Here is a 14,992-nt window from a genome sequence, read left to right on the forward strand (position 1 = left end):
GATGGCTCGCTACGAGAGCCTCTTGGACGCTTGTGGGGGCACGCCGCTCGTCGGCCTGCCCCGCCTCTCGCCGGTGGTGCCCGACGGGGCACCGCCGGTGCGTCTCTGGGCGAAACTCGAGGACCGCAACCCGACCGGCAGCGTCAAGGACCGGCCGGCGCTGTTCATGGTGCGCGAGGCCGAGGAGTCCGGCCACCTGCGCCCCGGCGACACGATCCTGGAGCCGACCAGCGGCAACACCGGCATCGCCCTGGCCATGGTGGCGAAACTGCGCGGCTACCGGCTCGTCTGCGTCATGCCGGAGAACGTCTCGGCCGAGCGGATCCAGCTCCTGAGGATGTACGGGGCGGAGATCATCTTCTCGCCGGCCGCGGGCGGGTCCAACCAGGCCGTGGCGACCGCCAAGCAGATCGCCGCCGAGCACCCCGACTGGAAGATGCTGTTCCAGTACGGCAACCCGGCCAACGCCCGCGCCCATTACGAGACGACCGGCCCCGAGCTGCTGCACGACCTGCCGACGATCACGCACTTCGTGGCCGGCCTCGGCACCACCGGCACGCTGATGGGCACCGGCCGGTTCCTCAAGGAAAAGGTCGACGGCATCCAGATCGTCGCGGCCGAGCCGCGCTACGGCGAGATCGTGTACGGCCTGCGCAACATCGACGAGGGCTACGTGCCCGAGCTATACGACGCGAGCGTGCTCGACCGGCGCTTCTCGGTCGGCACCCGGGACGCCGTGCTGCGCACCCGGCAGCTGGTCGAGGTCGAGGGCATCTTCGCGGGCTTCTCCAGCGGCGCGATCCTGCACGCGGCGCTGGCCGTCGCGCACGAGGCGGTCAAGGCCGGCCGCCGGGCCGACGTCGCGTTCGTGGTCGCCGACGGCGGCTGGAAATACCTGTCGACGGGCGCCTACGGCGGCACGCTGAACGACGCCGAAGAGGCGTTGGAAGGCCAGCTCTGGGCTTAGTAGAGCGCGGCGATCAGAACGTCGATCGCCAACGGGACCGTGGCTGCCAGCAATAGCAGCCACGGGAGCGCCGGGCGATGGATCGACAGGAACGATCCGACGACCAGCGCCACGCTCGCCAGACCGAAAAGGGACAGCGCGGGGACGTACCAGAACGCCGTCTCCCCGAAAACCGTGACTATTGCGCGAACCCCGACCCCGACGCCGGCGAGGCCGAGTGTCGCGGCATAAAGCGCCATCGCGAGAAGGCGCGCCGGCGCGGGCGCCGGGTCGTCGGCCGCGGGAAAGCGGAAAAGCGTCTCGCGGTCACCGAACCCCGCGGGCGCCGGTGTAATCTCCCAGCCACCGAACGGCATGATCTCCGCCGCCTCGGTCCGCGTGCTGCGGTTCTGCTCGACCGTGGTCACGCTGCCTCCGTCCTGTTCCGTCCCTAGAAGTCCTCACTTTGTGCAACGCAAACGACTCACCGGACGTAACGGGAAATGCGTTAATGACCGAGGTCACGGGCGGTGTGATGTACGTTGTCGATTTAGCGACAAATCGATCAGACGTTTACATGGTGCGCAGGTCCGGGGATACGCTTCGCTCCGTGATTGACTGGTCTGAAGACTCTGCCACGGACCGGTCCAGCGGGGCGTGGACGACCCAGCGTGAGCCAAAGGGACCCGCATGCGACTGACCGTTCTCGGCTGCGCCGGCAGTTTTCCCGGGCCCGAGTCGGCGTGTTCCGCCTATCTTGTCGAGGCCGAGGGCTTCCGCCTGCTGATCGATTTCGGCTCCGGCTCGTTGTCCGCCCTGCAGCGTTACACCGCCGACATGAACGCCATCGACGCGATCATCCTGACCCACCTGCACAGCGACCACATGCTGGACGCCTGCCTGTATGTGATCGTTCGCCGTTACGACCCGGGCGGGGCACGGCCGCCCATCCCCGTCTACGCGCCGCTGGGGGCGGCCGAGCGCATCTCGGCGGCGTACAGCTCGGACAACGAACAGGTCGACGACGTGTACACGTTCTACGGCCTTCAGCCGGGCACGTTCCCGATCGGGCCGTTCTCGATCACGGTCGACCGGGTGAACCATCCGATCGAGACCTATGGCGTACGCATCGAGCACGGTGGGCGAGTGATCGCGTACTCAGCGGACACCGCGCCCTGCGAAGCTCTGCTGCGCCTGGCCGCCGGGGCCGACCTGTTCCTGTGTGAGGCGAGCTACCTCGACGGCGTGGACAACCCCCCTGGCCTGCACCTGACCGGTGGTGAGGCGGGCGAGGCGGCCACCAAGGCCGACGTCGGACGGCTATTACTGACCCATTTGATACCTGCGTGGTTCTCTGAGGCATCTATTGTGGATGCGGCCTCCGCCGCATATGCGGGACCGGTTGAGGTCGTCCGTCCCGGCGCCCGGTACGATCTCTGAGCCCGGACCGGGGGGCGGTCGGATCGAGCACCGTTGCACCACGAGATCGTGATCTTGGAGTTGTTGCATGCGCATCGTCCGCCTGGCCAACTTCGTGACGTCTCATACCGGTGGCCTTCGGACAGCGCTACGCAACCTGGGCGAGGGCTACCAGCGCGCGGGTCACGAGGCCGTGCTGATCGTTCCCGGTCGTGAGCGCTCCGACACGATGACCTCCCAGGGCCGCGTCATCACGCTGCCCAGCTCCCCGCTGCCGCGCACCGGCGGCTACCGGGTGATGGCCGGCCGGCGTGAGCTCACCCGCCTGCTCGACGAGCTCGAGCCCGACCGCATCGAGGTCTCCGACCGCGCCACCCTGCGCTGGACGGGCGGCTGGGCCCGGCAGCGCGGCGTCGGGTCGATGATGGTCTCGCACGAGAGCCTGGCCGGCCTCCTGGGCGTCTGGGGCATGCCGAAACGCGACGCGCTCGCCGACCGGCTCAATCTCCGCACCGCCGAGAACTTCGACACGATCGTCTGCACCACGGCGTTCGCGGCCGCCGAGTTCCGGCGCCTCGGCGTGCCCAACCTGGTCGAGGTGCCGCTCGGGGTCGACCTCGACGAGTTCCACCCGAGCCGGGCCGACGCGGCCGTGCGGTCCCGCTACGCCCGCCCCGGAGAGCTGCTGGTGGTCTTCTGCAGCCGGCTGTCCGCGGCCAAGCGGCCCGAGCTCGCGGTCGACGCGATCGCGGCCCTGCGCAACGCGAAGGTCCCGGCCGTGCTCGTGCTGGCCGGCGACGGCACCCGACGCACGGCGTTGGCCTACCGCGCGGCCCGCCTGCCGGTGCGCTTCGCCGGGCACATCGCCGACCGCGCCGCGGTGGCGGCCCTGCTGGCCAGCGCCGACGTGGTGGTGGCGCCGGGTCCGGTCGAGACGTTCGGGCTCGCCGCCCTGGAGGCCCTCGCCTGCGGTACGCCGGTGGTGGTCAACGAGTCCAGCGCGCTGCCCGAGGTGATCGGCGACGCCGGGGTGGCCGTGGCCGGCACGCCGGAGGCCTTCGCCGACGGGGTGCGCGAGCTGATGGAGCGGCCGGAACCGGTGCGGCGGGCGGTCGCGCGCGACCGGGCCGAGGCATTCAGCTGGGAGCAGGCGGTCGACGGGTTCCTGCGGGCGCACGGCCTGGCCGCCGACACCGCGGCCGCCGGCCTCGCGATCACCCGGCAGCGCCCGGCGGCGGTGCTGCGCCCCGCCGTCCCACAGACGGGCCTGGGGCTGACCACCGGTGGCGGGGCAGGCTGAGCCTCGGGCTGTCAGCCGGCGGCGGGGCGGGCTGGGCCTGTGGTTTTCCGCGGGCGGCGGGCGGGCTGAGCGGGCTCGGCCCGGAACGCATAAGGTTTGGGGCATGGCGCGACCCGACGGCCGAGCGGCCGATCAGCTACGACCCGTCACGCTCACGCGGAAGTGGAGCATCCATCCCGAGGGCTCGGTCCTCGTCGAGTTCGGCGACACCCGCGTGCTCTGCACCGCGAGCGTCACCGAGGGTGTCCCGCGCTGGCGCAAGGGCTCCGGCCTCGGCTGGGTCACCGCGGAGTACGCGATGCTTCCGCGCGCCACCAACACCCGCGGCGACCGGGAAAGCGTCAAGGGCAAGGTCGGCGGGCGTACGCAGGAGATCTCCCGCCTGATCGGGCGCAGCCTGCGGGCCTGCATCGACCTCAAGGCCCTCGGGGAAAACTCGATCGTGCTCGACTGCGACGTCCTGCAGGCCGACGGCGGCACCCGCACCGCCGCGATCACCGGGGCGTACGTCGCTCTCTACGACGCCGTCACCTGGCTGGCCGGCCGCAAGTCGCTCGCCGGCAAGGTCGACGCGGTCATGCACCGGTCGATCCAGGCGGTCAGCGTCGGCATCGTCGACGGCGAGCCCCGCCTCGATCTGATGTATGTCGAGGATTCCGCCGCCGACGTCGACATGAATGTGGTGTGCACCGGCGACGGCGACTTCGTCGAGGTGCAGGGCACGGGAGAGAACGGCGTCTTCCGCCGCGACGAGATGGACGTCCTGCTCGACCTCGCGGTCGCCGGCTGCGCCGATCTGGCCGCCGCTCAGCAGAAGGCCCTGACCTCGTGAGCGCAAAGCTGCTGCTCGCCACGGCGAACAAGAAAAAGCTCGTGGAGCTTCAGCGCATCCTCGACGTGGCCCTCGGCGCCGAGCGGATCGCGCTGATCGGGCTGGCCGACTTCGAGGACTACCCCGACGTGCCCGAGACCGGCCTGACCTTCGGGGAAAACGCGCTGATCAAGGCCCGCGAGGGCGCCAACCGCACCGGCCTGCCCACGGTGGCCGACGACTCGGGCATCGCGATCGACGCGCTCAACGGGATGCCGGGCGTGTTCAGCGCCCGCTGGTCCGGCAAGCACGGCGACGATCAGGCCAATCTCGACCTGGTCCTGGCCCAGATCTCGGACGTCGCCGAGGAGCACCGGGGCGGCGCGTTCGTGTGCGCGGCCGCGCTCGTCCTGCCGAACGGCCGGGAGCACCTCGTCGAGGGCAAGCAGCGGGGCGTGATCCTGCGCTCGCGGCGCGGCGAGGGCGGCTTCGGCTACGACCCGATCTTCCTGGGCGACGGCCAGACGCGGACGAACGCCGAGCTCACCCCGGCCGAGAAGGACGCGATCAGCCACCGCGGCAAGGCGTTCCGCGAGCTGTCCAAGGTCATCGCGAAGGAACTTCCGAACTGATCAGGTTGACCAGTTTCGGCGGCCGGACGATCGCGCGGGTCACCCGCAGGCCTGCCGCCGTCGGCGAGGCCAGGGCCAGCGTCCTCAGCGCAGCCGACGTGATGTCGGGCGGCACCGACAGCCGGTCGCGCACCTTGCCGTTGACCTGGACGACGCAGACCACGGTCTCGGCGGCGGCCAGGTCCGGGTCGATCGCCGGCCAGCCCGCGACGGCCACGCCGGGCGGGTGGCCCAGACGGTGCCACATCTCCTCGGCCGTGTAGGGCGCGAACAGCGACAGCACCACGGCGACCGCCTCAGTCGCCGAGAGCCGGGCCGGGTCGTCGGGCGGCGCCGCCCGGACGGCGTTGACCAGCTCCATCGTCCGGGCCAGCGCCACGTTCAGCCGGGTCGCCTCGAGCAGATCGGTGATCTCCCGCAGCAGCCGGTGGGTGGTGCGCCGCAGCGGGCTGTCACCGGTTGACGCAACAGAATTCACAGAGGCCAGCCGCAGGGCCCGCGACAGGAAGCGGGCGGAACCGCCGGGGGAGACGTCTGCCCAGTCGACGTCGTCCTCGGGCGGGCCCGCGAACAGCAGGGACACCCGGACCGCGTCCACGCCGTACCGGTCCAGCTGGTCGGCCAGCTCGACCATGTTGCCCTTGGACTTGCTCATCGCGGCGCCGTTCAGGATCACCTGACCCTGGGTGGTCAGCCGGCGGAACGGCTCGTCGAAGTCGATCATCCCGAGGTCGTGCAGGACCTTGGTGAAGAAGCGGGCGTACAGCAGGTGGGACACCGCGTGCTCGCTGCCGCCGATGTAGTGGTCGACCGGCCGCACCCGGGCCGGGTCGAACGGACCATCCGCATAGGACACGTTCGGGTAGCGCAGGAAGTACCAGGACGAGTCGACGAACGTGTCCATCGTGTCGGTTTCCCGCTGGGCCGGCTCGGCGCATTTCGGGCAGAAGACTGGCGACCCGTCAACCACGACGGGCAGTTGGTCGTCCGGGACCGGCACCACACCGCAGGACGGGCAGTGCACGATCGGGATCGGGCACCCCCACGACCGCTGCCGCGAGATCAGCCAGTCGTGCAGGTGGTACGAGCCAGGTGCGGAACGGCCGATCCAGTTGCGCTGCATGGTCAGCACGTGCGCCGGCCAATGCCCCTCCAGCCGGTCCAGGTCGTCCAGCAGCCGGTCGGCGTACGCGGTGATGCGAAAGAACCACTGGTTCAGCTCGCGGGAGACCACCAGAGTGCCGCATCGCTCGCAACGCCCGCCGATGACCTGCTCGTTGGCCAGCACGGTTTCGTCGACCGGGCACCAGTTGACGGCGGCCGACGCGCGATAGGCCAGGCCGCGCGAGAAGAACCGCAGGAACAGCCACTGCGTCCACTTGTAGTACGACGGATCGCTGGTGTGCAGCCGGGTGCTCCAGTCGAACGAGACCGCGTACCGCCGGAACGATTCCGCCTGGGTGGCGATGTTCGCGTACGTCCACTCGGCCGGATCCAGCCCCCGCCTGCGGGCCGCGTTCTCGGCGGGCAGCCCGAACGAGTCCCACCCGACCGGATGCAGCACGCCGAACCCGCGCAGCCGCCAGTATCGCGCGATGACGTCGCCGATCGCGTACACCTCGGCGTGGCCCATGTGCAGGTCGCCCGAGGGGTAGGCGAACATCGAGACGATGTAGCGATCGACGGATGACGGGGAGAAGAGGCCGAGCGACTCCCAGACCGGTAGCCAGCGGTCCTGCAGCGCGCGGAAGTCGTAGCCCGTCATGCCGGGACGGTATCTCCGGTCCACCTATCGGCGCCGCCGAATATAGGCCTTCCGCAGCACCCGGGCCATGAAGCCGGGCGCCATCAGCACCGACGGCGGATCGATCAGGTGCTGGACCCCGGTGGCGACCCGATAGACCGAGGCGTCGACCTGCGAGGCGTGCGTGACCTGCCGCGCGTACCAGTTGCGCAGGCCGATCCCGTGCGGCCGCGGCCCGGTCGTACCCGGGAAGGTGAAGTCGCCGCCGACCGCGAACCGCCACGGCGTCTCGTTGACCTTCGCGGCGAATCCGTAGTAATCGCGGACCATCGCGGCGTCCGGCACCCGGTGGTGCCGGTCGAGCGCGTCGCCGAGGGCCGCCGCCTGCCGGGCCGCGCAGGTCATCCCCTGGCCGTAGATCGGGTTGACGCTGCAGATCGCGTCGCCGAGGGCCACGTAGCCGGCCGGCAGCACCGCGGCCTTCTCGAACAGCCGCCGCCGGCTCGACGGGAACCGGGCCACGGTCACGTCGCTCAGCGGCTCGGTCCGCGAGATCAGGGCCGCCACCAGCGGATCGGGGAGCTGCTTCGCGTACGCCTCGAAGGTCGCCGGGGAATCGGGAACCGAGGCCAGTTGCCACCCGCCCAGCCCGATCATCCACCGATCACCCTCGACCGGCAGGGCCACCGCCGACATCCGCTCGTGCGGGCCGGCCGGCAGCACCAGAGCCGCCTGCCAGGGACCGAGGTCACCGGGCTGCCGCCGGTAGAGCCGGGTCGAGTAGGTGACCCCGGCCTTCACCTCGACCTGCGCGGGCGGCTCGAGGCCGAGCGAGCCCAGCCACCGGTCCGAGCGCGAGCCGCGCCCCGAGCAGTCGACCACCAGCGACGCCTCGAGCGTCTCGCCGCTGTCCAGCACCACGCCGGTGACCAGCTCACCCCGCCCGGCCAGCCCGGCCACCGCGATCTGGTCGTGCACCACCACCCCGGGCAGCGCCGTCACCCGGGCGCGCAGCACCGCCTCGAGCTGCGGCCGGGTCACCGAGATCATCGAGAACCCGGTCGGCGCGACCGGCCACCGGCGTCCCAGCCGGTACGCGCAGATGTCCGCGCCCGTCTCCAGCGAGGTGCCGCCGAGCGCGAGCAGTTCCTCCTCGAACCCGGGGAACAGCGCGGCCAGCTCCTTCAGGCCGCCGACGAGCAGGATGTTCGGGTGCTCGCCCTGCGGCACGCCCCGCCGCGGCACGGGACCGTGGGGCAGAGTGTCCCGGTCGAGCACCGTGACGCTCGCGTACCGCCGGCTCAGCACCCGCGCGGCGGCGAGACCGGCGACACCGGCCCCGATCACTATGGCTCTATCGTCCACAGTGGGTAGTTAACTACAACAGCGCCCCGATTTCCGCCTCGATGCCCGCGCGCAGCTCACGGCCGGCCACGACCGCGCGGGTCTGCTCGAGCACCGGCGCCAGGAAGATGTCGGGCCCGGGCGCCCCGGCGAACGGCGCCAGCGCCGCGATCGCGAGCCGCCCGGCCGGCGACGGCGTGAGCGGGGCCCGCAGCTGCAGCCCGCGCACGGCGCTGAGCAGCTCGACCGCGAGCAGGCTGGTCAGGTTGTCCAGCACCGTGCGCAGCTTCTTGGTGGCGGCCCAGCCCATCGAGACGTGGTCCTCCTGCATGCCGCTGGTGGGCAGCGAGTCGGCGGAGGCCGGCACGGCGAGCCGCCGGTTCTCGGCGACGATCCCGGCCGCCGTGTACTGGGCGATCATCAGGCCCGAGTTCACGCCGGCGTCGGGGGAGAGGAACGGCGGTAGCTCGCGGGAGCGGGTCACGTCGAGCAGCCGGTCGACCCGGCGCTCGGCGATCGAGCCGACCTCGGCCGCCGCGATGGCGAGGAAGTCGGCGGCGAAGGCGAGCGGCTCGCCGTGGAAGTTCCCGGTCGACTCGACCCGGCCGTCGGGCAGCACGACCGGGTTGTCGACGACCGAGACCAGCTCGCGGGCGGCCACCTCCGAGGCGAAGGAGAGCGTGTCCCGGGCCGCGCCGGCGACCTGCGGAGCGCAGCGCATCGAGTACGCGTCCTGCACCGCGTGCGCGAGGTCGTCCCGGTGTGAATCCATGATCGCGGAGTTCTGCAGCAGCGCCAGGATGTTCGCGGCCGACGCGGCCTGACCCGGGTGCGGCCGGATCGCGTGCAGCTCGGGCCGGAACGGCCGCTCCGAGCCGAGCATCGCCTCGATCGCCAGCGCCGCGGTCACGTCGGCGATCGCGAACAGATGCCGGCAGTCGTCCAGTGCGAGCAGCAGCATCCCGAGCATGCCGTCGGTGCCGTTGATCAGCGCGAGACCCTCCTTGGCCGCCAGGTCGAGCGGCGTCAGGCCGGCGGTGTGCAGCGACTCGGCCGCGGCGAGCCGCTCGCCGTCCTTGCCGACCACCCAGCCCTCGCCGAGCAGCACGAGCGCGCAGTGTGCGAGCGGCGCCAGATCGCCGGACGCGCCGAGCGAGCCGTGCTCGGGCACCCACGGGGTGATGTCGTGGTTGAGCAGGTCGACCAGGCCCTGGGCAAGGACCGGCCGCACGCCCGAGTGGCCGAGCGCGAGCGAGCGCACCCGCAGCAGCATCATGGCCCGCACGACCTCGCGCGGCATCGGCGCACCGACCCCGGCCGCGTGCGAGCGGATCAGCGCGTGCTGCAATTCGGCCCGCCGGGACGGCGCCACGAAGGTGTTGGCGAGCGCGCCGAATCCGGTGGTGACGCCGTAGACCGGGCGGCCGGATTCCTCGATCCGGTCGACGATGGCGCGGCTGGTGGCCATGGCCTCGACGGTGGCGGGGGCGAGCTCGACCCGGGCGTCGCCGCGGGCGACCGCAGCGACCTCGGCGGGGGTTACGCCGGTGGGTTGGACGGTAACGGTGATCATTGAAGCACTCCGTTGTGCAGAACGGTTCGGATCAGGGGGACTCCCGGCCGGTAGGCCAGGTGCAGGTGGGAGGGCGCGTCCAGGACGATCAGGTCGGCACGTGCCCCGGCGCGCAACACCCCGACGTCGTCGCGGCGCAGCGCGCGGGCCCCGCCGGCCGTGGCGGCGTGCACGGCCTCGGTGGGGGTCATTTTCATTTCCCGTACGGCGAGAGCGATGCAGAACGGCATCGACGACGTGTACGACGAGCCCGGGTTGCAGTCGGTGGCCAGCGCCACGGTGACGCCGGCGTCGATCAGCCGTCGCGCGTCGGGATAGGCGGACCGCGTGGAGAACTCGGCGCCCGGCAGCAGCGTGGCCACCGTCGGCGAGCCGGCCAGCGCGTCCACATCGGAATCGGACAGGTGGGTGCAGTGGTCGGCGCTCGCGGCGCCCAGCTCCACGGCCAGTCGCACGCCCGGACCGGGCCCGAGCTGGTTGGCGTGCACGCGCAGGCCCAGCCCCAGCTTCGCGCCGGCGATCAGGATCTCCCGCGCCTGCTCGGCGTCGAAGGCGCCGCGTTCAACAAAGACATCGACCCATTTCGCGTACGCGGCACAGGCCGCCAGCATCGGGCCGCGCACCAGATCGACGTACGCGTCGGGGTCGACCCCGGCCGGCACCACGTGCGCGCCGAGGAACGTCGTCTCCGCGGTCAGCTCGCGGGCGATCCGCAGCGACCGGGCCTCGTCGTCGACGCTGAGCCCGTACCCACTCTTGGTCTCGATGGTCGTGGTTCCCTGCCGCCGCGCCTCGGTCACCAGGCGCGTGACGTTCCGCCGCAGGTCGTTGTCGCTCGCCGCCCGGGTCGCGGCCACGGTCGTGCGGATCCCGCCGCCGGTGTACGGCTCGCCGGCCATCCGCGCCGCGAACTCGGCCGCGCGGTCCCCGGCGAAGACCAGGTGGGCGTGGCTGTCCACGAAGCCGGGCAGCACCGCCGCGCCGTCCACCCCGACCCGGCGATCGGCGGCCGGGGCCTTCGCGCTCGGCCCGACCCAGCCGATCCGCTCCCCGTCGACCAGCACGGCCGCGTTGCTCAGCGGCGGCCCGTCGTTGGTGAGCAGCTCGCCGATGTCGTCGATGAGCAGCGTCATCCGATCGCTCCGACCAGCGCGCGCGACACGTCGATCACCGTGTGCCGGCCACCGGCGACGACGTGCCGGCCGTCGACGATCACGTCGGTGACGTCGGAGGCGGTCGCCGCGAGAATCGCCCCCTCGGGCTCCGCGCCGGCCGTGCGCACCGAGTCGAGCCGCACGCAGACCAGATCGGCCCGACTGCCGACCGCGATCGTCCCGGCGTCCTCCCACCCGATCGACGCGTGGTTGGCGGCCGCCGTCACCAGCTCGGCGACCGAGAACCGGCCGCGCCGGCGGGTGGCCAGGCGCTCGTCCATCTCCAGGGCGCGGGCCTCCTCGAACGGGTCGATCACGGCGTGGCTGTCGCTGCCGAGACTGATCGGCGAGCCGGCGTCGGCCAGGTCCCGGGCGCGGCCGATGCCGTCGGCCAGGTCGCGCTCGGTGGTGGGGCACATGCAGATCCCGGTCCCGGAGCGGCCGAGCGCCTTCACGTCCTGGTCGGTGAGGTGGGTGGCGTGCACGGCGGTGGTGTCCGGGCCGAGGATGCCGTGGCGGTCGAGCAGTTCGGTAGGGGTGCAACCGTGCACCGCGCGGCACTGCTCGTTCTCCGCCGGCTGTTCCGACAGGTGCACGTGCAGCGGGCGTCTACCCGCCAACTCGCCGAGCAGGTGAGCGGGCACCGCGCGTACGGAATGAATTGCGGCGCCGATGCGAGCGTGCGGCGCGGCACTCAGAGCGGCCACCCGCTCGGCCCAGCGTTGCGGGTCTCCGTCGCCGAAGCGACGCTGGACGCCCTCGAGCGGCTTACCGTCCACACCGGACTGGAGGTAGAGCGTGTCGAGCAGGGTGATCCGGATGCCGGCCTCGCGCGCCGCCTCGATCAGGGCGTGACCCATCGCGTTGGGATCGTGGTACGGCGTGCCGTCGGGGCCGTGGTGCAGGTAGTGGAACTCGCCGACCGCGGTGATGCCGGCCATCGCCATCTCGGCGTAGGTCGCCCGGGCCAGCCGCAGATAGCGGTCGGGATCGAGCTCGGCGGCCACCCGGTACATCTGCTCGCGCCAGGTCCAGAAGCTGCCGCGCTCGCCATGGGTGCGGCCTCGCAAGGCCCGGTGGAAGGCGTGCGAGTGCGCGTTGGCGAGCCCCGGCAGCACGAGCCCCGGGAGCCGGATGTCCACTTCGCCGGTCTCACCGGTGTTTATTCTGACAAAGCGGCCATTGGCGACCTCGATGCGGACGTCGCGGGCCACACTGTCGCCGAGCCATGCGTACGCGGCGTGGTAGACGGTCATGTCAGCTCCCGCAGGACCGTCGCCAGCGCGTCGACGCCGGCCGCGCAGTCATCGGGCTCGGCGTGCTCGGCCGGCGAGTGCGAGATGCCGGTCGGATTGCGCACGAAGAGCATCGCCGTCGGGACCTGCGCCGACAGCACGCCCGCGTCGTGGCCGGCGCCGGTCGGCAGGATCGGGGCGTCGCCCAGCATCCCCGCGATCCGGGCCGCGAGCTCGGTGTCGAAAGTGACCTCCGCGCTCAGCGACTCGGACGTCACCGCCACCTCGGTGCCGTCGCGGCCGGCCCGCTCGGTCGCCCGCTTCACCACCGCGTCGACGACGCCGTCCATCGTGGCCGTGTCCGCTGCTCGCGCGTCCAGCCAGCCGCGCACCAGCGAGGGGATCGCGTTGGTGGCGTTCGGCTCGACCTCGACCCGGGCCATCGTCGCGTGCGCGCCGGCCAGCCGGGCCTCCTTGTTCGCGGCCAGCACCGTGTACGCGAAGGTCAGCATCGGGTCGCGCCGGTCGGCCATCCGGGTCGTCCCGGCGTGGTCGCCGTGCCCGGTGAAGTCGAACCGCCAGCGGCCGTGCGGCCAGATCGCGCTGGCCACCCCGACCGGCACCTCGAGTTGCCGTCCTTGCTCTATGTGAAGCTCGACCAGCGCGCTGATCCGGCTGGTCAGGCCCGGCAGCGGACCGGCCGGCGTCGCTCCGAGTGCTTCACCGAACGTGACCCCCTCACGGTCGGTGAGGGCGGCCGCCTTCGCGGGGTCGATCGCGCCGGTGAGCAGCCGCGAGCCGAGGCAGGGCAGCCCGAACCGGCCGCCCTCCTCCTCGACGAACGCGACCACGGCCATCGGGCGGGCCGGCCGGTGCCCGGCCGCCCGCAGCTGGTCGACGGCGAGGAACCCGCTGACGATGCCGAGCGGGCCGTCGTAGCCGCCGCCGTGCGGAACCGAGTCGAAGTGCGAGCCGGTCAGCACCGCGTCGCGGCCCCACGCGTCGCCCCACCAGGCGAACAGGTTCCCGTTGCCGTCGTCGGTGACCGGCATGTCGCGCCGGTCGGCCTGGTTGCGGAACCAGTCGCGCAGCACGAGGTCGGGGGTGTCCAGGGCGTACCGCATGTAGCCGCCGCTCGACACCCGGCCGATGGACTCGATCTCGGACCACAGGCCCGAGAAGACCTCGGCGCTCATCGCGCCATCGGGATGTGCACGCCGGCCGCCGCCGCGGACTGATAGCCCGCGTCCACGTGGCGGATCACTCCCATGCCCGGGTCGTTGGTGAGCACTCGCTCGATCTTCTGGCCGGCCAGCGGAGTGCCGTCGGCGACGCAGACCTGCCCGGCGTGGATCGAGCGGCCGATGCCGACGCCGCCGCCGTGGTGGATCGACACCCAGGAGGCGCCGCTGGCCGTGTTGACCAGGGCGTTGAGCAGCGGCCAGTCGGCGATCGCGTCGGAGCCGTCGAGCATCGACTCGGTCTCGCGGTAGGGCGAGGCGACCGAGCCGGCGTCGAGGTGGTCGCGGCCGATCACGATGGGCGCGCTGATCTCGCCGCGGGCGACCATGTCGTTGAAGCGGACGCCGGCCTTGTCCCGCTCGCCGTAGCCGAGCCAGCAGATCCGCGCGGGCAGGCCCTGGAAGGCGACCCGCTCGCCGGCCAGGCGAATCCAATTCGCCAAAGGTTCGTTGTCCGGGAAGAGATCGAGCACGGCCTTGTCGGTGGCGGCGATGTCCTTCGGGTCGCCGGAGAGGGCGGCCCAGCGGAACGGGCCTTTGCCTTCGGCGAAAAGCGGGCGGATGTACGCGGGGACGAAGCCGGGGAAGTCGAAGGCGCGCTCGAAACCGCCGGTCTTGGCCTCGCCGCGGATGGAGTTGCCGTAGTCGAAGACCTCGGCGCCGTCGTCCATGAACGCGACCATCGCGGCGACGTGCCGGGCCATGGACGCCCGGGCCCGGTCGGTGAACTCCTCCGGTTTTGTCCGGGCGAGTTCGGCGGCGTCTTCCAGTTCCACGCCGATCGGGATGTAGCTCAGGGGGTCGTGGGCGCTCGTCTGGTCGGTGACGATGTCGATCTCCACGCCTTTTATCTTTAGCTCGGGGAAGATCACCGCGGCATTGCCGACGACGCCGATCGAGATGGGCGTCTTTTCGGACTTAGCGGTTATCGCTCGATTTATGGCGTCATCGAGGTTGTCGGCGATGACATCGAGATATCGGGTGTCGACGCGGCGCTGCAATTTTGCTCGATCAACGTCGACGATCAGGCACACGCCGCCGTTCATGGTGACGGCCAGGGGCTGTGCGCCGCCCATGCCGCCGCAGCCCGCGGTCAGCGTCAGCGTGCCGGCCAGGGTGCCGCCGAACCGCTTCGCGGCGACCGCGGCGAACGTCTCGTACGTCCCTTGCAGGATCCCCTGGGTGCCGATGTAGATCCACGAGCCCGCGGTCATCTGCCCGTACATCGTGAGGCCGAGCTTCTCCAGCCGGCGGAACTCGGGCCAGGTCGCCCAGTCGCCGACCAGGTTCGAGTTCGCGATCAGCACGCGCGGCGCCCACTCGTGCGTGCGGAAGACGCCGACCGGCTTGCCCGACTGCACCAGCAGCGTCTCGTCGCCCTTGAGCTCGTCGAGCTCCCGGACGATCGCGTGGAAGGACGGCCAGTCGCGGGCGGCCTTGCCGGTCCCGCCGTAGACGACCAGATCTTGAGGCCTTTCGGCCACGTCGGGGTCGAGGTTGTTCATCAACATCCGCTTGGCGGCCTCTTGCGGCCACCCCTTCGCCGTGTACGTCGTACCGCGCGCGGCCCGGATCTCGGGCATCGTCGTCCCC

The 14,992-nt window shown here is 71.6% G+C and carries 13 protein-coding genes; 5 read left to right on the forward strand and 8 right to left on the reverse strand.

Going from position 1 to position 14,992, the window contains the following annotated elements:
- Position 1 precedes the first annotated feature (1 nt).
- Complete coding sequence (locus A3CQ_RS0127660) at positions 2–967, forward strand: PLP-dependent cysteine synthase family protein (protein WP_026206272.1); 966 nt, start codon at positions 2–4, stop codon at positions 965–967.
- Here the strand turns inward: A3CQ_RS0127660 and A3CQ_RS0127665 are convergent.
- On the reverse strand, positions 964–1,374 hold the full coding sequence (locus A3CQ_RS0127665) for a hypothetical protein (protein WP_020514199.1): 411 nt from the start codon (positions 1,372–1,374) through the stop codon (positions 964–966). The genes A3CQ_RS0127660 and A3CQ_RS0127665 overlap by 4 nt on opposite strands.
- Before the next feature lie 262 nt (positions 1,375–1,636).
- Here A3CQ_RS0127665 and A3CQ_RS0127670 point away from each other — a divergent pair, with 262 nt between their 5' ends.
- From A3CQ_RS0127670 to rdgB, 4 genes are all read left to right on the forward strand, one after another.
- Complete coding sequence (locus A3CQ_RS0127670) at positions 1,637–2,386, forward strand: MBL fold metallo-hydrolase (RefSeq protein ID WP_020514200.1); 750 nt, start codon at positions 1,637–1,639, stop codon at positions 2,384–2,386.
- Positions 2,387–2,453: 67 nt separating this feature from the next.
- Positions 2,454–3,665 (forward strand): glycosyltransferase, encoded by a 1,212-nt coding sequence (locus A3CQ_RS0127675; protein ID WP_020514201.1) that lies wholly within the window; start codon positions 2,454–2,456, stop codon positions 3,663–3,665.
- Between the two features lie 103 nt (positions 3,666–3,768).
- Complete coding sequence (gene rph / locus A3CQ_RS0127680) at positions 3,769–4,497, forward strand: ribonuclease PH (RefSeq protein WP_020514202.1); 729 nt, start codon at positions 3,769–3,771, stop codon at positions 4,495–4,497.
- A complete protein-coding gene (gene rdgB / locus A3CQ_RS0127685) occupies positions 4,494–5,108 on the forward strand; it encodes an RdgB/HAM1 family non-canonical purine NTP pyrophosphatase (protein ID WP_020514203.1) in 615 nt (204 codons plus the stop codon). Before rph ends, rdgB begins: the two co-directional genes overlap by 4 nt.
- Here rdgB and A3CQ_RS0127690 read toward each other — a convergent pair.
- The 7 genes from A3CQ_RS0127690 to hutU are packed head-to-tail and all read right to left on the reverse strand — an operon-like array spanning position 5,083 to position 14,982.
- The gene (locus A3CQ_RS0127690; RefSeq protein WP_020514204.1) at positions 5,083–6,873 is read right to left on the reverse strand and encodes a leucine--tRNA ligase; all 1,791 of its coding nucleotides are present in this window, start codon (positions 6,871–6,873) and stop codon (positions 5,083–5,085) included. The two genes, rdgB and A3CQ_RS0127690, sit on opposite strands and share 26 nt — an antisense overlap.
- A gap of 24 nt (positions 6,874–6,897) precedes the next feature.
- On the reverse strand, positions 6,898–8,217 hold the full coding sequence (locus tag A3CQ_RS0127695; protein ID WP_040433020.1) for an NAD(P)/FAD-dependent oxidoreductase: 1,320 nt from the start codon (positions 8,215–8,217) through the stop codon (positions 6,898–6,900).
- A gap of 13 nt (positions 8,218–8,230) precedes the next feature.
- A complete protein-coding gene (hutH, locus tag A3CQ_RS0127700; RefSeq protein WP_020514206.1) occupies positions 8,231–9,769 on the reverse strand; it encodes a histidine ammonia-lyase in 1,539 nt (512 codons plus the stop codon).
- The gene (gene hutI, locus A3CQ_RS0127705) at positions 9,766–10,902 is read right to left on the reverse strand and encodes an imidazolonepropionase (RefSeq protein ID WP_020514207.1); all 1,137 of its coding nucleotides are present in this window, start codon (positions 10,900–10,902) and stop codon (positions 9,766–9,768) included. The genes hutH and hutI overlap by 4 nt, the downstream gene beginning before the upstream one ends.
- Positions 10,899–12,179 carry a formimidoylglutamate deiminase gene (locus A3CQ_RS0127710; protein WP_020514208.1) on the reverse strand — a complete coding sequence of 427 codons (1,281 nt, stop codon included), beginning with the start codon at positions 12,177–12,179 and terminating at the stop codon, positions 10,899–10,901. Before A3CQ_RS0127710 ends, hutI begins: the two co-directional genes overlap by 4 nt.
- Positions 12,176–13,354: an allantoate amidohydrolase gene (locus tag A3CQ_RS0127715; RefSeq protein ID WP_020514209.1), complete on the reverse strand. Its 1,179-nt coding sequence runs from the start codon at positions 13,352–13,354 to the stop codon at positions 12,176–12,178. The genes A3CQ_RS0127710 and A3CQ_RS0127715 overlap by 4 nt, the downstream gene beginning before the upstream one ends.
- Positions 13,351–14,982, reverse strand: a complete 1,632-nt coding sequence (hutU, locus tag A3CQ_RS0127720) for a urocanate hydratase (RefSeq protein ID WP_020514210.1) — start codon at positions 14,980–14,982, stop codon at positions 13,351–13,353. Before hutU ends, A3CQ_RS0127715 begins: the two co-directional genes overlap by 4 nt.
- Between the last annotated feature and the right edge of the window lie 10 nt (positions 14,983–14,992).

This window comes from Paractinoplanes globisporus DSM 43857, assembly GCF_000379645.1.
GTDB lineage: Bacteria > Actinomycetota > Actinomycetes > Mycobacteriales > Micromonosporaceae > Actinoplanes > Actinoplanes globisporus.